This window comes from Kocuria rhizosphaericola, assembly GCF_044462205.1.
Lineage (GTDB): Bacteria > Actinomycetota > Actinomycetes > Actinomycetales > Micrococcaceae > Kocuria > Kocuria rhizosphaericola.
In genome coordinates this window covers 14,195-36,076 of the sequence record NZ_JBISWK010000094.1, presented here as the reverse complement: position 1 = coordinate 36,076, position 21,882 = coordinate 14,195, and the positions used below count along the sequence as shown (strand labels likewise).

The window sequence follows — 21,882 nt, the reverse complement described above, 5'->3', positions numbered from 1 at the left end:
CGGCCGGGGTCTCAGCTCGCGGCGCGGGCCTCCTCGGCCACGGCGGTGACGGTGAGCCCGTCCGCCACGACGTCGGCGTCGACGTCCACCCGGACCGTGTCGCCGTCCACGACCGTCCCCGAGAGGATCGCCTTGGCGAGCTTGTCCCCGATCTCCCGCTGCACCAGGCGGCGCAGCGGCCGCGCCCCGTAGGCCGGGTCGTAGCCGGTGAGGCCCAGCCACTCCGTGGCCGCCGGCGTGACCTCCAGCCGCAGGCGGCGCTGCCCCAGGCGCTCGGCCAGCTGGGCGACCTGGATGTCCACGATCTTCGACAGGTCGGACGTGGACAGCGGGTCGAACAGGATCACGTCGTCGAGCCGGTTGAGGAACTCGGGCTTGAACGAGGCGTTGACCACGTTCATCACCGCCTGCTGCTTCGCCTCCGGTTCGATCGCCTGGTCCACCAGGAAGTGGCTGCCCAGGTTGGAGGTGAGGATCAGGATCACGTTGCGGAAGTCCACCGTGCGTCCCTGCCCGTCGGTGAGCCGCCCGTCGTCGAGCACCTGCAGCAGGATGTCGAAGACGTCCGGGTGGGCCTTCTCGATCTCGTCGAGCAGGACCACCGAGTACGGGCGGCGTCGCACGGCCTCGGTGAGCTGACCGCCCTCCTCGTAGCCGACGTAGCCCGGAGGGGCGCCGACGAGCCGGGAGACCGTGTGCTTCTCGCCGTACTCGGACATGTCGATGCGCACCAGCGCGCGCTCGTCGTCGAACTGGAACTCCGCCAGGGACTTCGCGAGCTCGGTCTTGCCCACGCCGGTGGGTCCCAGGAACAGGAACGAGCCGATCGGCCGGTCCGGGTCGGAGATGCCGGCGCGCGAGCGGCGCACGGAGTCCGCGACGGCCTGCACGGCCCGGCGCTGGCCGATGAGCCGCTTCCCGAGCACCTCCTCCATGTGCAGCAGCTTCTCGGTCTCGCCCTGGAGCATGCGCCCGGCGGGGATGCCGGTCCAGGCCGAGATCACCTCGGCGACGTCGTCGGCCGTGACCTCCTCGGAGACCATCGTGTCGTGCGGGACGGAGGTGTCCTCCTGCTCCTGGGCGACGTCCAGCTCCTTCTGCAGCGCGGGGATCTCGCCGTAGAGCAGCCGGGAGGCCTCCGCCAGGTCACCCTGGCGCTGGGCCATCTCCGCCTGCGAGCGCAGGTTGTCGATCCGCTCCTTCAGGTCGCCGACACGGTTCAGGCCGGCCTTCTCCGCCTCCCAGCGGGCGTTGAGGGCGTCGAGGTCCTCCTTCTTGTCGGCCAGCTCCTGGCGCAGCGCGGCGAGGCGCTCGACCGACGCGGGGTCGGTCTCGCGCTCCAGCGCGAGTTCCTCCATGGTCAGGCGGTCGACCGCGCGGCGCAGCTGGTCGATCTCCTCCGGGGCGGAGTCGATCTCCATGCGCAGCCGCGAGGCGGCCTCGTCGACCAGGTCGATGGCCTTGTCCGGCAGCTGCCGGCCCGGGATGTACCGGTTGGACAGCGCGGCCGCCGCGACGAGCGCGGAGTCCGCGATCTGCACCTTGTGGTGGGCCTCGTAGCGCTCCTTGAGGCCCCGCAGGATCGCGACGGTGTCCTCCACGGAGGGCTCGCCGACGTAGACCTGCTGGAAGCGGCGCTCCAGGGCGGCGTCCTTCTCGATGTTCTCGCGGTACTCGTCCAGGGTGGTGGCACCGATCAGGCGCAGCTCGCCGCGGGCCAGCATGGGCTTGAGCATGTTCCCGGCGTCCATCGAGCCCTCGGCGGCACCGGCGCCGACCACGGTGTGGATCTCGTCGATGAAGGTGACGATGCGGCCCTCGGACTGCTTGATCTCCTCGAGCACGGCCTTGAGCCGCTCCTCGAACTCGCCGCGGTACTTGGCGCCCGCCACCATGGACCCGAGGTCCAGGGAGATCAGCGCCTTGCCGCGCAGCGACTCGGGCACGTCCCCGGCGACCATGCGCTGGGCGAGGCCCTCCACGACGGCGGTCTTGCCGACGCCGGGCTCGCCGATCAGGACGGGGTTGTTCTTGGTGCGGCGCGACAGCACCTGCACCACGCGCCGGATCTCGGAGTCCCGTCCGATGACGGGGTCCAGCTTGCCCTCGCGGGCCATGGCGGTCAGGTCGGCGCCGAACTTCTCGAGCGCCTGGAACGTGCCCTCGGGGTCGGGGGTGGTCACCCGGCGGTCTCCTCTCACGGACGGGACGGCGGTCTTGAGCTGGTCGGGACCGGCACCCGCGTCCCGCAGGATGTCGCCGACCTTTCCCTCCTGCTGGGCGAGGCCGTACAGGAGGTGCTCGGTGGAGATGTACTCGTCACCGAGGGACCGGGCGAACTGCTCCGCGGCCTGGATGACCTGCAGCGCTCCCCGGTTGAACTGGGCCTGGGCCGTGGAGGACCCGGACGCGGAGGGCAGGGCCTTGATGGCGGCGCTGGCCTGCGCGGAGACGGCGTCGACGTCGGCCCCGGTGGCCTTCAGGACGGCGACGGCCACGCCTTCGCGCTGGTCCATGAGGGCCTTGAGGATGTGGGCGGGCTCGACCTGCGGGTTGCCCGCGGTCGAGGCGTTGGTCGAGGCGGCGGAGAGCGCCTCCTGGGACTTGGTGGTGAACTTGGTCTCCACTGCGGCTCCTTCAGGATGGACGATCGGGGACGAATCGACCCGGCGCCGCTCTGTCACAAGTGCGGCCGGGACGGTCAGCTAACCTGAGTCTATCCCACTCAACCTTGGACGGACAGCACGTATTCCTGCGCCTCCGCCGGTAGCGGCACCCGGGGGAACGACGCGGACCCCTGCCGGGCGAGAGCCACGAGGTGGTCGCCCGACAGGGGTCCGCGCGGCACAGGTCCGGCAGGCCTCCTCGCCGGCCTAGCCGGTGCTCCGCCCCGTCAGCTTGTCCCGGAGCCGGTCGACCATGCCGACACCGGGCCCGATGGTCTTGTGGAACAGCTCGGAGTGCGGCGCGTGGGGATGCGGCCGGGTCGGCGCCAGCTTCTTGGCGGTCTCCACCTTCTCGCCCAGCCCCACGAGGTCCTCGGCCGAGATGTGGGCCCGCAGCTTCGGGAACTGGTCGGACTCCTCGTCGTCGATGTGGTGGCGCAGCTGCGCCTGCATCTCCCGGATCAGCTCCAGGAACGCCGGCTCGGAGGCGTCGACGCCCTCCACACGCTTCATGACCTGCACGAGCTCGTCGTGCTCCTGCTTATCGTGCTCGACCTCCTCGGCGCCGTCGGGCAGGTGCTTCTCCATGGCGGGGTAGACGTACATCTCCTCCGCGACCGCGTGGCGCATGACCTCCGCGATCACGGTGTCGGCGAGGTCCCGGCGCCGGCCGGCGTCCGGCGCGCCCTCGATCTGGCCGAGCAGCTCGAGCATCTCCCGGTGGTCGGCGGTGAGGATGTCGATGACATCCGTGCCCCGCCCTGCAGCGTGGGTGTCGGTCATGGGACGTGCCTCCTCGGAGTTCTGGTTCCGCTTCCGTGGGCGACGGCACGAGGGCCCGGCGCCCGGGCGCAGGTCGCGCCCGCAGGTCGTTCAGCAGTGTGCTGATCACCTGCGACTCTAGGTCACACGGACACCGGCCGACCAGGCCCGGCGGCTGATGACACACCCCGAGGCGAGGTGACGGGCCGGCCGGACCCGTGGCTCGGCCCCGGCCCCCGTGACCGGACGGACCGGGGCGCGATCCATATCACACGCATGCTCGATCTGTCCAAGATCACATGCCGGAACCGTTGGATGCCTTCGACATCGCCCGTAGCATCGAGGTTTCAACCAGTTCGGCCCGACGACGCGCCTTCCACACCCCCCTTTGTTCCACACGGAAGGACCTGCCATGTCCGCACCTCGCACTGCCGTGCTCCAGGTGATCAACGCCCCGGACCGCACCGGCACCCGCTTCGCCCTCCTCGCCCTCGCCCTCGGCGGCTTCGGCCTGGGCACCACCGAGTTCGCCTCGATGGGCCTGCTGCCGTTCATTGCCGAGGACCTCGATGCCTCCATCCCCTCGCTCGGGCACGCCATCGCCCTCTACGCCCTGGGCGTGGTCGTCGGCGCCCCCCTGATCACGTCCCTGACCGCCCGGGTGGAGCGCAAGCGGCTCCTGCTGGGCCTGATGTCAGCGTTCACCGTCGGCAACGTGCTGTCGGCGACCGCCCCCTCCCTCGAGTGGCTGTACGTGGCGCGGTTCCTCTCCGGCCTGCCCCACGGCGCCTACTTCGGGGTCGCCGCGGTGGTGGCCTCCTCCCTGGTGCCGCGCGAGCGGCGCGGCCGGGCCGTGGCCCGCGTGGCCCTCGGCCTGACGGTCGCCAACATCGTGGGCGTCCCCTTGGCCGCCGTGCTCGGCGGGACCCTGGGATGGCGGGCCGGGTACGGGCTCGTCGTGGCCATCGGTCTGCTCACCGTCGCGGCCCTCGCCCTCTGGATCCCCCGCACCCGCAAGGGCGGCGGCGTCTCCGTGGCCCAGGAGGTCCGTGCCCTGGGCCGGCCCCAGGTGGCCCTGACCCTGCTGGCCGGGTCCGTCGGCTTCGGCGGCATGTTCGCGGTCTACACGTTCGTCTCCCCGATCCTGACGGAGTTCAGTGGCCTCGACATCTCGGCGGTGCCGTGGGTGCTGGCACTGTACGGGGTGGGCATGACCGCGGGCTCCCTGCTGGCGGGCCCGATGCTGGACCGTTCCATCGAGAGGACCGCCCTGGGCGCCGGGGCCGTCTCCGGGGTGGCCCTCGCCTTCTTCGGCCTGTTCGCCCATTCCGCGGTCGCGGCCGTGCTGGGCGTGCTGTGGATCGGTCTCATGGGCGCTCTCTTCAGCACCGCGCTGCAGATGCGCCTGCTGCGCGAGGCCAAGGACGCCCCGTCCCTGACCGCCGCCATGAACCACGCGGCGTTCAACCTGGCCAACGCCATGGGCGCCTTCCTGGGCGGCGCGGTCATCTCCGCCGGCTGGGGCTACCGCGCCCCCGCCTGGGTGGGCGTGGGCCTGGCCGTGGCCGGTCTGCTCATCCTGGGGTACGCGGCCCGTCTGCACCGGGCGGGGGACGCCCCCGCCTCCTCCCCCGTCCGCACCGGCCCCTCCTGGGCGTCCCTCGCCGTCGCCGACCTGCAGGTGCTGCTGCCGGAGCCCGCGCACCCGCGTCCGGCCCTGGCGGGCAGCGCCCGGACGACCAGCTGGGCCGATCTGGGCCGGTGACCGCCGGCGCCGCCCGCGCCATGAGCGNGCGGGCGGCGCCGGCGGCGCGGCGGGATCCCGCGGCCGGGAGACCGGTCACCCTTGTCCCTCCCGCCGGCCGTGGGCCACGATGGGAGGGTCCGGACAGGGGGCGGCTCATGAGAATCGCACTGGTCGGCGACGTCATGCTCGGCCGGCTGGTCAACGAGCGGCTGCGGCGCGCACGCCCGGCCCATCCGTGGGGAGACGTCCTCCCCCTGCTCGAACAGGCGGACCTGCGGTTCGCGAACCTCGAGTGCGTGCTCGCCGACAGCGGTGCGCCCTGGCCCGGCAAGAGGTTCCACTTCCGCTCGGATCGCAAGAACGTCGCGTCCCTCGGGGCGGCCCGTGTCGACGTCGTCTCGCTGGCCAACAACCACGTGCTCGACCACGGTGTCCAGGCTCTGCGGGAGATGCTCCCGGTGCTCGACGAGCACGGCATCCTGCACACCGGAGCGGGACCGGACGCGGAGTCGGCACGACGGCCCGCGGTCTGCACCCGGGACGGGACCACGGTGGGCTTTCTCGCCTTCACGGACAACGAGCCGGGCTGGGCGGCGGGTCCCGGATCCCCCGGCGTCCACCACGTGCCCGTCAGCCTCGTGGACGAACGCGCACGAGACCTCCTGGAGCTCGTCCGGCGGACCCGGGACCGCACCGACCTCCTCGTCGTCTCCGCCCATTGGGGGCCCAACTGGGGCACGGAGGTGCCGGAGGAGCACCGCGTCTTCGCCCACGCGCTGGTGGAGGCCGGCGCGGACGTGGTCTTCGGCCACTCCCCCCACGTCTTCCGGGGCGTCGAGGTGCACCGCGGCCGGCCGGTGGTCTACAGCGCCGGGGACTTCGTCGACGACTACGCCGTCCACCCCGCGGCGCGCAACGACCAGTCGTTCGTCTTCCTGCTCGACGTCCGGGACGGCCTGCCCCGCCGCCTGCGCCTGCACCCCACGGTGATCGAGGGCCTGCGGGCGAGAACGGCCACGGCCGAGGCCCGGGCCATCGCGCGTCGGATGGAACGGCTCAGCGCCGAGCTGGGCACGCCGTGCACGTGGCGCGACGACGAGCAGTGCCTCGACATCCCGCTGAGCTGACGGCCGCCGTGCCTCGGCGCGGGCCTCTGTTCCAACCCGTGTGCGGCCCCCCTGAGCGGATCCGGGCGGGGATGGCACACTCGGTCCCATGCGTGAGCTCGTCGTCCTCGGCACCGCCTCCCAGGTCCCGACACGGACCCGCAACCACAACGGGTACCTGCTGCAGTGGGACGGCGAGGGCCTGCTCTTCGACCCGGGCGAGGGAACGCAGCTGCAGATGACGCACGCGGGCGTCTCGACGCGCCGGATCACGCGCATCTGCCTCACCCACGTCCACGGCGACCACTGCTACGGACTGCCCGGCGTGCTCTCGCGCATGGCCCTCGACGGCGTGCCGCACCCGGTCCACCTGCACTACCCGGCCTCCGGCGAGGACGTGGTCCGGGCCCTGGTCTCCCTCGCGACCCCCGGCACGGATCTGCGGCTGCACCCGCACGGGAGCGGGGGGACGGTGGCGCCGGACCTGGAGGTGCGGCCGCTGGACCACCGCGTGGAGACCTACGGCTACCGGCTCGTCGAGCCCGGCGGCCGCACGATGCTGCCGGACCGGCTCGCGGCGGCCGGGATCACCGGCCCGGACGTCGGGCGGCTGCAGCGGGAGTGGCGGCTGGGCGGGGTGCGCCTCGAGGACGTGAGCAGGCCGCGGGCGGGCCGTCGCTTCGCCTTCGTCATGGACACGGCCCCGTGCCCGGGCGCCGAGGAGCTCGCCGACGGGGCCGACCTGCTCGTGGCCGAGTCCACGTTCGCCGACGACGACGCCGGCCTCGCCGCGCAGCACCGCCACCTCACCGCCGGCCAGGCGGGCGCGCTGGCCGCGACCGGTGGCGTCGGCACGCTGGTCCTCACCCACTTCTCGTCGCGGTACACCGACGTCTCCCGGCTGGCCGAGCAGGCCCGCGACCGCTCCGGCGGAGCGACCGTGCTGGCCGCCGAGGACCTGGACCGGATCCCGTTCCCGCGCGGACGGTGACCGGTCGGCCCCGTCCCGGGCACCTCACCCGTCCCCTTCCCGGAACCTCGCCGGGGTCTCCCCGATGCCGCCCCGGAGCCTGTCCGGCACGTGCCGTCGCACGTCCGTGCCGCCCGGCGGTCCCCTCCGACCCTGACCCGACGTTAGAGTTGTTCCAGACTTCTCGGGGCAATCCGGCCCCGCACGCGGCCCGAGCTCGACGAGAGCCGTCCGCGCCACCTCGCACGACCCCACGATGAAAGCGGAATCCTTTGACCAATTCCTCCCGCAAGCTCAAGTCCCCGCCCCCGTTGCCCGCCGGAGGCCTGCGGGTCACCCCGTTGGGTGGTCTGGGGGAGATCGGGCGCAACATGACCGTCTTCGAGCACGCCGGCAAGCTGCTCGTCGTCGACTGCGGGGTGCTGTTCCCCGAGGAGCACCAGCCGGGCATCGACGTGATCCTGCCCGACTTCACCTCCATCCGTCACCGGTTGGGCGACATCGTCGGCATCGTGCTCACGCACGGCCACGAGGACCACATCGGCGGGGTGCCCTACCTGCTCAAGGAGCGCCCGGACATCCCGGTGATCGGCTCCGAATTGACCCTGGCGTTCATCACCTCCAAGCTCAAGGAGCACCGGATCACCCCGAAGGCCGTCCACGTCGAGGCCGGCGACCGGCATACGGCCGGCCCCTTCGAGTGCGAGTTCGTCGCGGTCAACCACTCGATCCCGGACAGCCTGGCCGTGGCGATCCGCACCGACGCCGGGCTGGTGCTGCACACCGGTGACTTCAGGATGGACCAGTTCCCGCTGGACGACCGGATCACCGATCTGCGCCACTTCGCCCGCCTGGGCGAGGAGGGCGTGGACCTGTTCCTCACCGACTCCACCAACGCCGAGGTCCCCGGGTTCACCACCTCCGAGAAGGAGCTGACCCCGGCGATCGACCACGTCTTCGCCACCGCCCCGAAGCGGATCATCGTCTCCAGCTTCGCCAGCCACGTCCACCGGATCCAGCAGGTCCTCGACGCCGCCCACGCCCACGGGCGCAAGGTCGCCTTCGTGGGCCGCTCCATGGTCAAGAACATGGGCATTGCCCGCGACCTGGGCTACCTGAAGATCCCCCGGGGCCTGGTGGTCGACTTCAAGAAGCTCCAGTCCATGCCCGACGCCAAGGTCGCCCTGGTGTGCACCGGGTCCCAGGGCGAGCCCCTGGCCGCGCTCTCGCGCATGGCCAGCGAGACCCACCAGATCCAGCTCAACACCGGTGACACGGTGCTCATGGCGAGCTCGCTGATCCCGGGCAACGAGAACGCGATCTACGGGATCATCAACAAGCTCACCGACCTCGGGGTGAAGGTGGTGCACAAGGGCAACGCCAAGGTCCACGTCTCGGGCCACGCCTCGGCCGGGGAGCTGGTCTACTGCTACAACATCGTGCAGCCCACGCACGTCATGCCCGTGCACGGGGAGTCCAAGCACCTGCACGCCAACGCCGAGCTCGCGATCCGGACCGGGGTGGATCCCGAGCGGGTCCTCATCGCCCGGGACGGCACCGTCATCGACCTCGTCGAGGGCCGGGCGCGGATCTCGGGCCAGGTGGAGGCCGGCCTGGTGTACGTGGACGGCCACACCGTGGGCAAGGTCACCGAGGAGACCCTCGTCGAGCGGCGGCTGCTGCAGGAGGGCGGGGTGGTCACGGTCGTGGCGATCGTCGACGCCGACACCAACGCGCTGGCCGAGCCGCTGGAGTTCATCGCCAAGGGCTTCGTCCACGACGAGCACATCTTCGACGGGGCTGCCGACAAGGTCAAGGACGCCCTGGCACGCCCGGCCACGTCCAAGGTCGCGGACCTGGAGAAGCTCGAGTCGATCATCGCCGAGACCGTCTCCCGCCACCTCGAGCGCGCCTACCGGCGGGCCCCGCTGGTGACGGTCGTCGTCGTCGACGCCTGACACACCTCCCGCCCGGCCCCCGGGCCGGGCGGGACGTTCCGGCCCCGATGCCGGGTCCGGGTCCGTTCCCGGGCGATTGGTAGACTCGGGGTCCCCTGATCTCTGGAGGTCGTTCGATGCCGCAGCGCGTCCGTGGAGGCACCATGCAGATCGGCGAGCTCGCCGAGCGGACCGGGCTGTCCCAGCGCACCATCCGCCACTACGACGAGGTGGGTCTGCTGCCGGCCTCCCGCACCGAGGGCGGGTTCCGCGTGTACACCGAGCGGGACGTCGAACGGCTCACCCACATCAAGCGGATGAAGCCGCTGGGCTTCTCGCTGGAGGAGATGGCCGAGCTGCTCGACCTGCTCGGCGCCGACGAGCCCGCCGGGGCCCGGCTGGCCGGCTACCTCGAGCGGGCCCACCCGGAGCGGGACCGGCTGGCCAGGAAGCTGGCCCAGGCGGACGAGTTCATCGCGATGCTGGAGCAGCGGCTCGGCCGGTGACCGGCCGCTCGACGCGGTAGGGCCCCGCGCACGGACCGGCGTCCCGCAGCCCGTCCACGCAGGAGACTTCCAGGCGTTCGTGCTCGACTGCTGGGACCTCCACCTGGGGACGTCTCCACCGGGACCGCCCGGTTCCGGTGGTCGACGGGCACGGTCGCCGCGGCAGCGACGTGCCGGTCGCCGGGCGGGTGCTGTCGACCGGCCCGTTGCAGTGGTGCGGGGACCGGGCCTACGGGATCCACCTGTGGCACTGGCCGCTGCTGATCACCTGTCTGCTGCTGTCGGCGCGTGAGGAGGTCCCGCTCACGCACGGGCTGGGAATCCTGGCCGCCTCGGTGGTGCTCACCCGGGCCGGCGCGCCGCTGCTGGCCGCCTGGCGGGCCCTGCCCGGTGTGCGGGCCGGCAGCGGGGTGCGGCTGCTGGGCGTGGGAGTCCCCGAGCACCACCTGCCCCGGGGTGATCGGCAACATCCAGGTCTCCATGGACCTCGACCACGTGACCTCCACCTACGGCGAGACCCTGGCCCCGGACGTCGAGGTGCGGATGCTCGACGCCCTCGGGTGGACATGAGATGCGTCTCGTCAGCGCCGGAACCGCACACCCTACCCTTACGCTAGGTTAGGGTTGAGGCGCGGCCTGCACCGCGCGCCCCTGCGCCCCTGCGCCCGGACGCCGCGACCCCCGCGCGACGTCGCGCCCTCCCGCCCGCACATCGCCCGGGGCACCCCTGCCCTTCCGCCCTGCCCTCCTCTCCTGCGAACGGAGCCTCCTTGGCCACCACGACAGCCGGCCCCGCCACCGACCTGGCACCCGAGCAGCGCCAGTCGGTGCGCCTGACCCTCCGGTCCCCCCGCCACCTCAGGACCGAGGTCCTGGCCGGGCTCGTGGTGGCCCTGGCGCTCATCCCCGAGGCGATCGCCTTCTCGATCATCGCCGGGGTGGACCCCCGCCTGGGCCTGTTCGCGTCCTTCACCATGGCGGTGACCACCTCCGTCCTGGGCGGCCGGCCGGCGATGGTCTCCGCGGCCACCGGTGCGGTGGCCCTGGTGATCGCCCCGCTGGTGGCCTCCCACGGCCTGGACCACTTCATCGCCGCGGTCATCCTGGCCGGGGTCTTCCAGGTGATCCTCGCCCTGATCGGGGCGGCACGGCTGATGCGCTTCATTCCCCGGTCGGTCATGGTGGGCTTCGTCAACGCCCTGGCCATCCTGATCTTCAGCTCCCAGATCCCCGAGCTGATCGGCGTGCCCTGGGCCGTCTACCCGCTCACGGCTCTGGGCCTGGCCGTCGTGTTCCTGTTCCCCAAGCTCACCGGTGTGGTCCCGGCCCCGCTGGTGGCCATCGTCGTGATCACCGCGATCGTGGTGCCGATGGGCATGGACGTCCCCAGTGTCGGCGACAAGGGCGAGCTGCCCGAGTCCCTGCCCTCGCTGTTCTTCCCCGACGTCCCGCTGGACCTGGAGACCTTCCGGATCATCGCGCCGTTCGCGCTGACCATGGCGCTGGTCGGTCTGCTCGAGTCGCTGATGACGGCCAAGCTCGTCGACGACATCACCGACACCCGCTCCGACAAGACCCGCGAGTCCTGGGCCCAGGGCGCGGCCAACATCGTGACCGGCTTCTTCGGCGGGATGGGCGGGTGCGCCATGATCGGCCAGACCATGATCAACGTGCGCGCCTCCGGAGCCCGCACCCGCATCTCCACGTTCCTGGCCGGGGTCTTCCTGCTGTTCCTCGTCGTCGCCCTCGGCGAGGTCGTGGCGGTCATCCCGATGGCCGCACTGGTGGCGATCATGATCTTCGTGTCCTGGGCGACCTTCGACTGGCACTCGGTCCGCCTCTCGACCCTGTCACGGATGCCGGTCCCGGAGACCCTCGTGATGCTCTCCACCGTGGCCGTGACCGTGTGGACGCACAACCTCGCCCTGGGCGTGATCGTGGGCGTGCTCGTGGCGATGGTCGCCTTCGCTCGCCGGGTCGCCCACTTCGTCACCGTCGACCGTGAGCTCGAGCGGCGTGACGCCCGGGACACGGCGGTCTACACCGTGCACGGGGAGCTGTTCTTCGCCTCCTCCAACGACCTCTACACGATGTTCGACTACGTCGGGGACCCGCAGCAGGTCGTCATCGACTTCTCCGACTCGCACCTGTGGGACGCCTCCACCGTCGCGGCACTGGACTCGGTGACCGACAAGTACGCCCACTACGGCAAGGACGTCCGGGTCGTCGGCCTCAACCAGGCCAGCCGCCGGATGCGCGTGCGCCTGGGCGGGATGCTCAACAGCGAGCACTGATCCGCGGGGCACGGCGGAAGCCGTATTTGCATTCACAACCCTTTGTTTCTGCATGTGAACTGGGTCACACCAGGGGTCTTGCCGATCGCCGCGGAATCGAGCATTCTTGCTTCTCACCAGGGGATTCTGTGGTCCGTCGAGGACCATCCCCCGGCTCCCGCACCGTCGACCGACAGTGTGCCGCCTCCGGACTCCGGGGGCGCCGCGAGGACACGGTCCGTGCGTGGGAGCAGCAGGGAGCGGGGCCGGCTGGGGGGCCGCCCCGCTCCTTTTCTGCGCGTCGGCGACGCCCGGCGGTCCTGATCCCCGCTTCGGCGGCAGGACGATCCTGACGACCGTGCCGTCCGCCCTGTTTGGGCACGGCCCCCGGGAGAACGCCGACGATCCGTTGGAAGCACCGAGGGTCCGGAAAACGCACCGATGCGGGCGTCCGATGGTGCCCCGCGGATCGACCCGGAACCATGATGGGGGCGGCGGTGCCACCGCACCGCCACGGACGGTCCCGGACCGCTGCGCAGCGTCGCGCCCGGGCCGGGACCGTCCCCGGAACCGCAGCACCACAGTGGGGGACCCGTGGAGGACGACAGGATCGGAGCCGTGCAGGCCCGTCTCGCCCGGCACGCCGTCGAGCGCGCCGGTCTCGACCCGACCCGGCTGTGGTGGCAGTACTTCCAGCTCGGCGGCGAGGCCGGGATGCTGGAGGTCGACGCCTACCTGTACGGGTGCCTGAGACTGCCCGCCGCCCACCGCAACCTGCTCGCACGCGCGGTCAACGAACTCGTCCGGGGCGCACCCGTGGCCCGGGTCCCGTTCTCCTGGGAGGTCGCGGGCTCTCGGAACGACGCCGGACCGCAGGACCGCGGCAGCACGTCGGGCACCGGTCCGCGCGCCTGAGCAGACCCCTCCTGCACAGCATCCCGTTCACGGGCCGTTCTCCACGGCGCCTCCTCCACGGCTGCGGCGGCCACGGTGGCAGAATGGTCCGGGGTGCCGGTCCCGTCGACGGCCCGCACCCGGCCGGGCGCGCCGAGCCGGCCGTAGCGCGCCCGTCGTCGTGCCCCTGCCCCACCTCGACCCTAGGATGTCGGATGGCCCACCCCTCGCCCCGTGCTGCCCCGCCTCCCGCACCGACCGGCTGGTCGACCCTGCACCGTCACCACATCGGGGTGGACATCGGCGGCACCCTGATCAAGTACGCGGCCGTGGACATGGCCGACGGCACGCTGACCACCCCGGTGCTGCAGCGCCCCACGCCCGCGTCCGCCACGCCGGAGGCCCTCGTAAAGCAGCTCCTGCTCCTCGTGCAGGAGCTCTCCGTCGGGCCCGGGGCACCGCACCCGGAGGCCAGCGTCGGGGTCGCGCTTCCCGCGATCATCCGGCACGGCGTGGCGCACTCCGCCGCGAACATCGACGACGCGTGGATCGGGCTGGACGTCCGCCGGTTCCTCACGGAGCGTCTGGGACGCACGGTCCATGTCCTCAACGACGCCGACGCCGCGGGCCTGGCCGAGCTCCGCTACGGCGCCGGGCGCGGGAGCGGCGGCACCGTCCTGGTCATCACCCTGGGCACCGGCATCGGCTCGGCGCTGTTCGTGGACGGGAAGCTCGTGCCCAACCTCGAGCTCGGCCACCTGGAGCTCGGCGGGGTCGAGGTCGAGAAGCGCGCCTCGGCGGCGGCCCGGGAGCGGGAGGGACTGGACTGGCCCGAGTACGCCGAGCGTCTCCAGAAATACTTCGCGCACCTGGAGTTCCTCTTCTCCCCCGATCTGATCGTGGTCGGCGGCGGGATCTCCGCCCGGCACGAGGACTTCCTGCCCCGCCTTCGCCTGGGCACACGGGTGGTCCCGGCCGAGCTGCGCAACGCGGCGGGCATCATCGGCGCCGCCCGGCACGCCTACCTCGCCGTGCCGCCGGCCGAGTCCTGACCCCGGAGGGCCTGGCGGAAGTACTGCACGCCCGCCAGGACGTGCAGCACGGCCGCCGCCTGGACCATCACCCGGCCGACGTCCGTCACCTCGGGGCTCGACCACGCGGGTCCCGCCAGGACGAGCACGGTCCCCACCATGAGCAGAGCGGTCTTCGCCTTGCCGACCGTCGTGACCCGCAGCGTGCCGAGGGAGCGCCGGACGATGGTGGCGATCCCCACCACGAGGTCGACGACCGCGATCACGATCAGCACCCACCACGGGAACAGCCCGACGACGCTCGCGGCCACGGCGATCGCCACGGTCCCCAGCCGGTCGGCGATGGGGTCCATGACCTCGCCGATCCGGCTGCGCTGCTTGAGCGCCCGGGCCAGGGTGCCGTCGACCCAGTCCGTCAGGGAGAAGAGGGCGACGAGGACCAGCGCGCGCACCGGCCGCTCGTCGATGTCGAGGACGGCCAGCACGGCCGGGACGATGAGCGCGAAGCGCACCACCGAGACGACGTTGGGCACCGTGAGCACGCGGTGGTAGTACGGCGACTCCGCCGGCTCGACCGCGTCCTGGTGCTGTGTCATCTGACCTTCCCGCTCTCGTGGCGCCCTGTGCCGGCGGTCCCCGGGACCGCCCCTGCTGCTTCCGAGGGTAGTCCGTCGGCGCTCCGCGCGGGCGCGGACCGGCGCGGGCGGGCCCGCCCGCGTTGTCCCTGGCCCCGCCCTGCGCTACCCTCTGCGAGCCCGGTCGACCGTCCTGCCCCGCCCCCGCTCCCCCGGAGCCGCTGGCCACCGCCGCCGGCGGACAGCGCCAGTGCCGCAGCCCGCGCCGGGGCGCTCCCGGAGGTGAACCCGCTGCTCGAGATCGTCGTTCGGCACGAGGGCCTGCACGTCGTGGACCGCGCGGACCGGCTCTGCACGGCGGAGCCGCGCCCCTCGGCCTTCGGCAACGTCGTCGTCCACCGGGACCTCGACCCCGGCACCTCGACCACGTCATCTCGAGCTCCGGGGCCACGCTGACCCCTGACGCAGATCAGCGGCTGACGTCTACGCTGGGCTGGTGAGGCGGGGGCCGCTCCCGCCCCGGAGCTCCAGGAGGCCGCCGTGGACCCTCGCGTGCACTTTCTCACCCTGTCCACCCCGGACCTCGACGCCGCCCGGGAGTTCTACGTGCGGGGCCTCGGATGGGAGCCGCTGCTCGACGTCCCGGGCGAGATCCTCTTCTTCCGGATCGCTCCCGGCACGGTGCTGGGCCTCTTCGACGCCGCGAAGTTCGCCGAGGACCTCGGCCTCCCGGCTGCGCCCCCGGCGCAGGGGATGACGCTCGCGCACAACGTGGCGGACGAGGACTCCGTCCGGGCGGTGGTGGACGCCATGGCCGCCGCGGGCGGCACCGTCCTCACAGCCCCCCGGCCGGGCGCCTTCGGAGGCATCTTCCACGCGCACGTCGCCGATCCCAACGGCGTCGTGTGGGAGATCGCGCACAACCCGGGATGGCGGGTCGACGACGACGGGACCGTGCACCTGGGCTGAACGCACCGGCCGGCTCCGGCCCGCCGGGTGGCTCGCCCGCGGCGGGCCCAGGCGCGGCGGGCTCAGCCGCGGACGTCGAAGCACAGGTGGTGCTCCACGTCGTGCAGGAAGTACGCCGCGAAGCTCGCCACGGTGAAGTCCTTGCCGTCCCCGCGCCGGCCGGTCCGGGCCCACTGCTCCCCGGTCACGGCGTCGAAGGCGTCCGCGGTGGCGCGGACCTCCTGGGCGAGCTGCCCCGAGACCTCGTAGGGATCCTGCAGGTTGTACCGGTCCGCGACCGCGGCGGCGTCCTGATCCCAGTCCGCGAAGACCGGGTCCTCCTCGTCGAGCATGAGCCGCAGGCGCTCGCGGAAGACCCGGCAGAGGTCCCGGACGTGGCACGCGTACTCCAGCGGGGACCACGTCCCCGGGCGGGGCCGGTCCGTCATGCCGAGCCGGTCGAGGACGACCGCCCAGCGCTCGACCGTGGCACGCGCGCGCTCCCCCGTGGTCGCGACGTCGTAGCGCGGGTCGAACCCGCAGTCGGGGCAGCCCCGATCGAGCACCACGGTCCAGTCCTTGGTCTCCGGCGGGACCGCGGAGGTGTCGGGGGTGCCGGGGCGCTCGGTGCTCATGCGGTCAATGTACCCGGGCCCACCGGACACGACGAGGCCCCGGCGGGGAGCGCGGGACGGTCACAGCCCCTGCCGGTCGCCCGGGGGGCGCTCCGCCGGCGGCCAGGCTCCAGGGCGCCCCGGTAGGCTGGAGCGCATGCCCTCCCCCGGATTTCCGCACGCCGTCCTCTTCGACCACGACGGGACCCTCGTCGACACCGAGCCGCTGTGGGACCGGGCCAAGCAGAACCTCGCCGCCGAGCACGGGCTGCTCTGGACCCCCGAGGACTCGCTCGCGACCCTCGGCCGGCCGGTCGCCGCGACGATCGCCCGCTTGCAGCAGGTCGGTGTGCCGCTCGGGGAGGACGAGATGTTCCGCGCGGTCTTCGAGCACAGCGTCCGCGTCCTGGAGGGCACGGAGCTGACGTTCATCGACGGGATCGAGGAGCTCCTCGTGGAACTGGCGGCCGCCGGGATCCCCGCGGCGATCGTCACCAACGCGAGCTCGGCCATGGGCCGCCACACCGCGTCCACCGCGCCGGAGGACCTGTTCCGGGTGGTCATCGGCACGGACGAGTACGCGCAGGGGGTGCGCCCCAAGCCGGACCCGGACGCCTACCTCGAGGCGGCGCGCCGTCTCGGCGTGGACCCCGCCGGCTGCGTCGTGGTCGAGGACTCCCCCGCCGGGGCCGCCGCGGGCGTCGCGGCCGGCATCCCCACGGTGGTCGTCCCCGGCGAGATGGAGGTCGAGCGCGGCCCCGGGCTGCTGCACCTGGGATCCCACCGGGAGCTGACCCTGGAGCTGCTGCGCTCGCTGGACCCGCAGTCCCCGTCGTCGCCCTTCCACCCCGTGCAGGAGACCCGCCCGTGAGCTCTTCAGACTTTCCCGCCGCCGTCCTGTTCGACCACGACGGCACCCTGGTGGACTCCGAGCCCCAGTGGGCCGTGGCCAAGCGCGCGGTGGCCGGCCGCTACGGCATCGGCTGGAGCACCGAGGACGACCTCGCCACGCTGGGCCGGACGGTGCCCACGTCGGCGCGGATGATGATCGAGCGCGGCGCCGGGGGAACCGTCGAGGCCATCACCGCCGAGCTCGGCCGGGAGGTCGCGGCCTCGCTCACGGGCGAGGTCCCGTTCCTGCCCGGCATGCGCGACCTGCTGACCGAGCTCGAACGGGCCGGCATCCCCGGCGCCGTCGTGACGAACGCCCTGACCGTGGTCGCGGAGAGCACCGCCTCCGGGGCGCCCGAGGTGCTGCGCGTCGTCGTCTCCCAGGAGGACGTGGAGCACGCGAAACCGCACCCCGAGCCCTATCTGCTCGCGGCGCGGCGGCTGGGCGTGGACCCGGCGCGGTGCGTGGCGGTCGAGGACTCCCGGACGGGGGCGGCGAGCGCGGCGGCCGCGGGGATGCCGGTGGTGGTGGTGCCGGGCGAGCTGCCGGTGGAGCCCGCGCCCGGCTTCGTGCTCGTGGGCGCCCACACGGACGTCACCCTGGAGTTCCTGCGCGGACTGGAACCCACCGTTTGACGGCCACGAGGGCGCACCCCTGCCGGTCCGCGGAACGCGGGGCAGGTGGTGCGCCCTCGTGGGGAGAACCGGGACTCAGCGGGTCGCGGTGCCCTGGGGGGACGACGCGCGGCGCGGGCTCCGGGTGCGGCGACGGGCCGCGGCCTGCGTGGAACGGTCCGGCGTGGACTCGGTCGAGTACGTCGGTGCCGCGGAGCGGGTGGGCGCCGCGGAGCGCGCCGGTGCCGCCGAGCGGGAGGCCGAGCCGTTGCCGGGGCGCGAGCCGGCGCGGTTGCCGGTCTCGCTGCGCTGGTCGCGGGAGGCGTTGCGCGGCTGCTCGGAACGGTCCTGTCCGCCGCGGCCGCGGTTGCCGCCGGAGCGGGCGCCGGCACGGCCGCCGGACCGGCCGGCGCCGGAGCGCTGACCGCTCGCCGGGCGGCCCTGGGCCTGGACGGGCTGCGGCACGTAGGCGACCTTGTCGGCGAGCTCGCCCACGAGCGCCGCGACGGCCGGGGAGCCGACGGTCACGGTGTCGAAGTTCGCGGTGACGCCCGCGGCCTTCATGAGCTGCGTGACCTCGCGACGCTCCTCCTTGGTGGCCACCGTGACCACGGAGCCGGAGGCGCCGGCGCGGGCGGTGCGCCCGGAGCGGTGCAGGTAGGACTTGTGCTCGGTGGGCGGGTCGATGTGGACGACCAGCTCGACCTCGTCCACGTGCACGCCGCGGGCGGCGACGTCGGTCGCCACGAGCACGCGCACGTCACCGGCGGAGAACTGGGCCAGGTTGCGGTCGCGGGCGTTCTGGGACAGGTTGCCGTGCAGGTCCACGGCGGGGATGCCCATCTGGCTGAGCTTGCGGGCCATCTTCTTGGCGCGGTGCTTGGTGCGCGTGAACATCACGCGGCGCCCCGTGCCGGAGGCCAGGGCCTCGATGAGCTCCTGCTTCTCGTCGGCGTCCACGACGAGCACGTGGTGGTCCATGGTGGACACGGACGCCTGCGGGGCGTCCACGGAGTGCTTGACGGGGTTGGACAGGAACTGCTTGACGAGCTTGTCCACGCCGCCGTCGAGCGTCGCGGAGAACAGCAGCCGCTGGCCGCCCTGCGGGGTGCGCTTGAGGATGCGGGTGACCACGGGCAGGAAGCCCATGTCGGCCATGTGGTCGGCCTCGTCGATGACCGTCACGCGGACGTCGTCGAGCGTGAGGACGTTCTGCTTCAGCAGGTCCTCGAGCCGGCCGGGGCAGGCGATGACGATGTCGGCGCCCTTGGCGAGCGCCTTCTCCTGGTTGCGCTGGGAGACGCCGCCGAAGATGACGGTGGTCGTCTGCCCGGCGGCCTCGGCCAGGGGCGCGATCGCACGGTCGATCTGGGTGGCCAGCTCGCGGGTGGGGGCCAGCACCAGGCCGGTGGGCCGGTTGGCCCGGCGGGCGGCGCGGGCGCCGTTGCCGGTCAGCCCGGCGAGCCGGGAGACGAGCGGCAGCGCGAACGCCACGGTCTTGCCCGAGCCGGTCTTGCCGCGGCCGAGCACGTCGCGGCCGGCCAGCGAGTCGGGGAGGGTCTTCTCCTGGATGGGGAACGCCTGCTCGATGCCCTGCTGGGCGAGGACGGCGGAAAGGGCCTTGGGCACGCCAAGGTCGGTGAAAGTAGCCAAAACTGGGATACGTCTTTCGATCGGATGTCCCGGCAAGGGGGTAGCGCGCCGGGTTGCGCCGAATGACTCCTGGAGCCCCTGCGAGCGGGCTGAAACCGTCTGGAACGGTGCCACGCTGGAAGAAGAACGGGGTGCTCGACGCCTGCCTGCTCACCCGGGAACGGGGAGCAGTGCCATGTGCAATACCGTTCACCATACAGCACCCGGGGTCCGGCACGACCGGGATGTGGCGCAGAGCACGGCCGCGCCCCCACGGCCACCGCACCCCCGAGCGCCGAACTCACCGGGTCGGCGCGAGATGCGGCGACAAGTGCGGGCATCTCGCACGGACCCGGTGAGTTCGCGGGAGGGGCGTCCTGCGGGGCCGGCTACAGCGCCGTGTATCCGCCGTCGACGAGGTAGAACCCGCCCGTCATGAAGGAGGCGCGTTCCGAGAGCAGGAACGTGGTGAGTGCGGCGACCTCCTCGGCGCGGCCCAGGCGGCCGAGCGGGTGCTTGGCGGCGAGTCCCTCGAGGACGGTCGGCGGGGCGGCCTTCAGCAGCGGGGTGTCGATGTAGGCGGGGCCGACGGCGTTGATCCGCACCCCGCGCTGCCCGTACTCCACGCCGGCCTGCTTGGTGAGCCCGACGACGCCGTGCTTGGCGGCGGTGTAGGCGCTGTTGCCCGTCGCGACGGCCACGGTGCCGTGGATGGACGCCATGTTCACGATCGCCCCGCCGCCGGCCTGCTCGATCGCGGGCAGCTGGTAGCGCATTCCGAACATGACGGAGTGCAGGTCGATCTGCACGGTGCGCACCCATGCGTCGAGGTCCGACTCGCCGACGGCGTCCGCGCTGCCGCCGATCCCGGCGTTGTTCACCGCGAGGTGCAGCCCGCCGTAGGTCTGCTGGGCGAACTCGACCGCGGCCTCGCAGTCCTCGGGCTTGGCCACGTCCTGCCGGAAGCCCGCGGCGTCGCCGCCGGCGGCCATGATCGCCTGGACCACGTCGTCGATCCGCTTCGTGTCGATGTCCGTGACGACGACCTTGGCGCCCTGCGCCGCGAGGTCCTTGGCGCAGGCCTCGCCGATGCCGGAGGCGGCGCCGGTGACGAGCGCGACCTTGTCCCTGAAGTCAGCCATGTGGTTCTCCTGCCGTGTGTCCGCTGGGCCGGACCGGTCGGCCCGACGCTCCCAGTCTGTCCGGAAACGCCGGGGCCCGCGAGGAGCGCGCGGGTGTTTCCGCCCGCGCGCTCCTCCCGCCCCGGCCGGTCTGGGCTCAGCCCTCGTCGTCCTCGGCCTTCTCTGCGTCGTGCGCCCGACGCAGCGCGGCGGAGTCCGCCTCCTGGGCGGCCTTCTGCCCGCGCACCACCTCGGTCAGGAGCTTGGTCATCTCCTTGGCCACGCCTGCCGCGGACTGCGGGTTCTGCCCGGTGACGAGGCGGTCGTCCACGACGACGTTCTCGGACCAGTTCGGCGCCGTCCGCACGTCCGCGCCCTGCTCGACGAGCTTGTCCTCGAGCAGGAACGGGACGACGTCCGACTTGCCGACCTCGTCCTCCTCGGCGTTGGTGAACGCGGCCACCTTGCGTCCCTCGACGATGCGCAGTCCGGTGGAGAGCTCGACGTCGACGAGCCCGGCCGGTCCGTGGCAGACGGCGCCGACGACTCCCCCGGCGTCGTGCACGGCGGCCACCAGTGACTGCAGGTCGGTGTTGCCGGCGAAGTCCCACATGGTGCCGTGCCCGCCCACGAGGTAGACGGCGTCGTACTGGGCCGGGTCGACCACGCTGATCCGCGGGGTGTTGTACAGGGAGGCCCGCACGGTCTCGTCCTCCAGGTACTGCCGCTGGACCTCGTCCTCCTCGTCCCTGCCGTCCTGCGGGGGCTGCCCGCCGGCGATCGAGGCGAAGTCGACGAAGTACCCGGCGTCCCGGAAGACCTTCCACGGGTGGGCCGCCTCGCCGACGAAGTAGCCGGTGGGCTCCCCGGTGTCGCCGAGGGTGTCGTGGCTGGTGAGAACGAGCAGAACCTTCTTCATGGTCTCGATGTCCATGTCTGTCCTTCCGTCGGGTGGCGGGACGCGGAGGGCGTCCTGCGAGCGGGTGGCCAGCCTAGGCGCCGCGGACCGCCCCCGGGGCGGGTGTTCGCTCCGGGCCCGTCTCCCACGGCGGGCCCGAGACGTCCCCTGATAGGGTCATTGACGACTCAATGACCTTGTTCGCCCTCCTGAAAGGACCGACCATGAGCCTCTCCAACGCGATCCTGCGCGGCGTCTCCGGCGCCTACCTGCTGCAGTCCGGCTACGGCAAGAAGGACCTCCCCACGGAGGCCGCCTCGGGTCTCCAGCAGTTCGCCGCCACCGGCGTCCCCCAGTTCAAGGAGTGGGACCCCGACACCTTCGGCAAGTTCGTGGCCTACTCGGAGATGGGCATCGGCGCCGCCCTGCTGACGCCGTTCGTCAACAAGCGCCTCGCGGGCCTGGCCCTCGGCGCGTTCTCCGCCGGGCTGCTCTCGATGTACTTCCGCAACCCCGAGATGACCCAGGAGGACGGCGTCCGTCCGACCGAGGCGGGCACGGGCCTCTCGAAGGACGCCTTCCTGGCCGCGATCGCCGCGGCCCTGGTGGTCTCCAAGTAGGAACGGCTCCCCAGGAGCCCCACGGGTGCCGCTCGTCCGCACGGACGGGCGGCACCCGTTTTCCGTCCCCGGCCGC

The 21,882-nt window shown here is 72.6% G+C and carries 20 protein-coding genes; 13 read left to right on the top strand and 7 right to left on the bottom strand.

Annotation, left to right across the window (positions count from 1 at the left end; all coding sequences use genetic code 11):
* Positions 1–11: 11 nt before the first annotated feature.
* Complete coding sequence (clpB, locus tag ACH9D2_RS09995) at positions 12–2,627, bottom strand: ATP-dependent chaperone ClpB (protein WP_396362688.1); 2,616 nt, start codon at positions 2,625–2,627, stop codon at positions 12–14.
* A 246-nt stretch (positions 2,628–2,873) separates the two neighbouring features.
* A complete protein-coding gene (locus ACH9D2_RS09990; protein ID WP_396362687.1) occupies positions 2,874–3,449 on the bottom strand; it encodes a hemerythrin domain-containing protein in 576 nt (191 codons plus the stop codon).
* A gap of 391 nt (positions 3,450–3,840) precedes the next feature.
* On the opposite strand from ACH9D2_RS09990, the gene ACH9D2_RS09985 reads away from it, so the two are divergent.
* The 8 genes from ACH9D2_RS09985 (at position 3,841) to ppgK (ending at position 13,913) form a co-directional block, all read left to right on the top strand.
* Entirely contained in the window at positions 3,841–5,193 is a 1,353-nt protein-coding gene (locus ACH9D2_RS09985; protein ID WP_396362686.1) for an MFS transporter, read from the top strand.
* A gap of 137 nt (positions 5,194–5,330) precedes the next feature.
* A complete protein-coding gene (locus ACH9D2_RS09980; RefSeq protein WP_396362685.1) occupies positions 5,331–6,302 on the top strand; it encodes a CapA family protein in 972 nt (323 codons plus the stop codon).
* A gap of 88 nt (positions 6,303–6,390) precedes the next feature.
* Positions 6,391–7,272, top strand: coding sequence for a ribonuclease Z (locus ACH9D2_RS09975; RefSeq protein ID WP_396362684.1), 882 nt, complete (start codon positions 6,391–6,393; stop codon positions 7,270–7,272).
* Between the two features lie 251 nt (positions 7,273–7,523).
* Positions 7,524–9,209: an RNase J family beta-CASP ribonuclease gene (locus ACH9D2_RS09970; RefSeq protein WP_396362683.1), complete on the top strand. Its 1,686-nt coding sequence runs from the start codon at positions 7,524–7,526 to the stop codon at positions 9,207–9,209.
* 116 nt (positions 9,210–9,325) lie between these two features.
* The gene (locus ACH9D2_RS09965) at positions 9,326–9,694 is read left to right on the top strand and encodes a MerR family transcriptional regulator (protein ID WP_396362682.1); all 369 of its coding nucleotides are present in this window, start codon (positions 9,326–9,328) and stop codon (positions 9,692–9,694) included.
* Positions 9,695–10,464: 770 nt separating this feature from the next.
* Positions 10,465–11,988 (top strand): SulP family inorganic anion transporter, encoded by a 1,524-nt coding sequence (locus ACH9D2_RS09960; RefSeq protein WP_396362681.1) that lies wholly within the window; start codon positions 10,465–10,467, stop codon positions 11,986–11,988.
* A 597-nt stretch (positions 11,989–12,585) separates the two neighbouring features.
* Positions 12,586–12,882, top strand: coding sequence for a hypothetical protein (locus ACH9D2_RS09955; RefSeq protein ID WP_396362680.1), 297 nt, complete (start codon positions 12,586–12,588; stop codon positions 12,880–12,882).
* 194 nt (positions 12,883–13,076) lie between these two features.
* Positions 13,077–13,913, top strand: coding sequence for a polyphosphate--glucose phosphotransferase (gene ppgK / locus ACH9D2_RS09950; protein WP_396362679.1), 837 nt, complete (start codon positions 13,077–13,079; stop codon positions 13,911–13,913).
* Here the strand turns inward: ppgK and ACH9D2_RS09945 are convergent.
* Entirely contained in the window at positions 13,883–14,488 is a 606-nt protein-coding gene (locus ACH9D2_RS09945) for a CDP-alcohol phosphatidyltransferase family protein (protein WP_396362678.1), read from the bottom strand. The two genes, ppgK and ACH9D2_RS09945, sit on opposite strands and share 31 nt — an antisense overlap.
* Positions 14,489–14,749: 261 nt before the next feature.
* Here ACH9D2_RS09945 and ACH9D2_RS09940 point away from each other — a divergent pair, with 261 nt between their 5' ends.
* Together ACH9D2_RS09940 and ACH9D2_RS09935 are read left to right on the top strand one after the other, a co-directional pair.
* Complete coding sequence (locus tag ACH9D2_RS09940; protein WP_396362677.1) at positions 14,750–14,923, top strand: hypothetical protein; 174 nt, start codon at positions 14,750–14,752, stop codon at positions 14,921–14,923.
* Positions 14,924–15,019: 96 nt separating this feature from the next.
* Positions 15,020–15,436 (top strand): VOC family protein, encoded by a 417-nt coding sequence (locus ACH9D2_RS09935; protein WP_396362676.1) that lies wholly within the window; start codon positions 15,020–15,022, stop codon positions 15,434–15,436.
* A 62-nt stretch (positions 15,437–15,498) separates the two neighbouring features.
* Here the strand turns inward: ACH9D2_RS09935 and ACH9D2_RS09930 are convergent, their stop codons facing one another.
* A complete protein-coding gene (locus tag ACH9D2_RS09930) occupies positions 15,499–16,050 on the bottom strand; it encodes a DinB family protein (protein ID WP_396362675.1) in 552 nt (183 codons plus the stop codon).
* A 136-nt stretch (positions 16,051–16,186) separates the two neighbouring features.
* Here ACH9D2_RS09930 and ACH9D2_RS09925 point away from each other — a divergent pair, with 136 nt between their 5' ends.
* Positions 16,187–16,900, top strand: coding sequence for an HAD-IA family hydrolase (locus ACH9D2_RS09925; protein ID WP_396362674.1), 714 nt, complete (start codon positions 16,187–16,189; stop codon positions 16,898–16,900).
* Positions 16,897–17,556: an HAD-IA family hydrolase gene (locus ACH9D2_RS09920; protein WP_396362673.1), complete on the top strand. Its 660-nt coding sequence runs from the start codon at positions 16,897–16,899 to the stop codon at positions 17,554–17,556. The genes ACH9D2_RS09925 and ACH9D2_RS09920 overlap by 4 nt, the downstream gene beginning before the upstream one ends.
* Positions 17,557–17,631: 75 nt before the next feature.
* Here the strand turns inward: ACH9D2_RS09920 and ACH9D2_RS09915 are convergent, their stop codons facing one another.
* From ACH9D2_RS09915 to ACH9D2_RS09905, 3 genes are all read right to left on the bottom strand, one after another.
* A complete protein-coding gene (locus tag ACH9D2_RS09915; protein WP_396362672.1) occupies positions 17,632–19,164 on the bottom strand; it encodes a DEAD/DEAH box helicase in 1,533 nt (510 codons plus the stop codon).
* Between the two features lie 392 nt (positions 19,165–19,556).
* Positions 19,557–20,309, bottom strand: coding sequence for an SDR family oxidoreductase (locus ACH9D2_RS09910; RefSeq protein ID WP_396362671.1), 753 nt, complete (start codon positions 20,307–20,309; stop codon positions 19,557–19,559).
* Positions 20,310–20,445: 136 nt separating this feature from the next.
* On the bottom strand, positions 20,446–21,222 hold the full coding sequence (locus ACH9D2_RS09905; RefSeq protein ID WP_396362670.1) for a type 1 glutamine amidotransferase domain-containing protein: 777 nt from the start codon (positions 21,220–21,222) through the stop codon (positions 20,446–20,448).
* Between the two features lie 188 nt (positions 21,223–21,410).
* Between ACH9D2_RS09905 and ACH9D2_RS09900 the strand changes: the two genes are divergently transcribed.
* On the top strand, positions 21,411–21,806 hold the full coding sequence (locus tag ACH9D2_RS09900) for a hypothetical protein (RefSeq protein WP_396362669.1): 396 nt from the start codon (positions 21,411–21,413) through the stop codon (positions 21,804–21,806).
* The last annotated feature ends 76 nt before the right edge of the window (positions 21,807–21,882 follow it).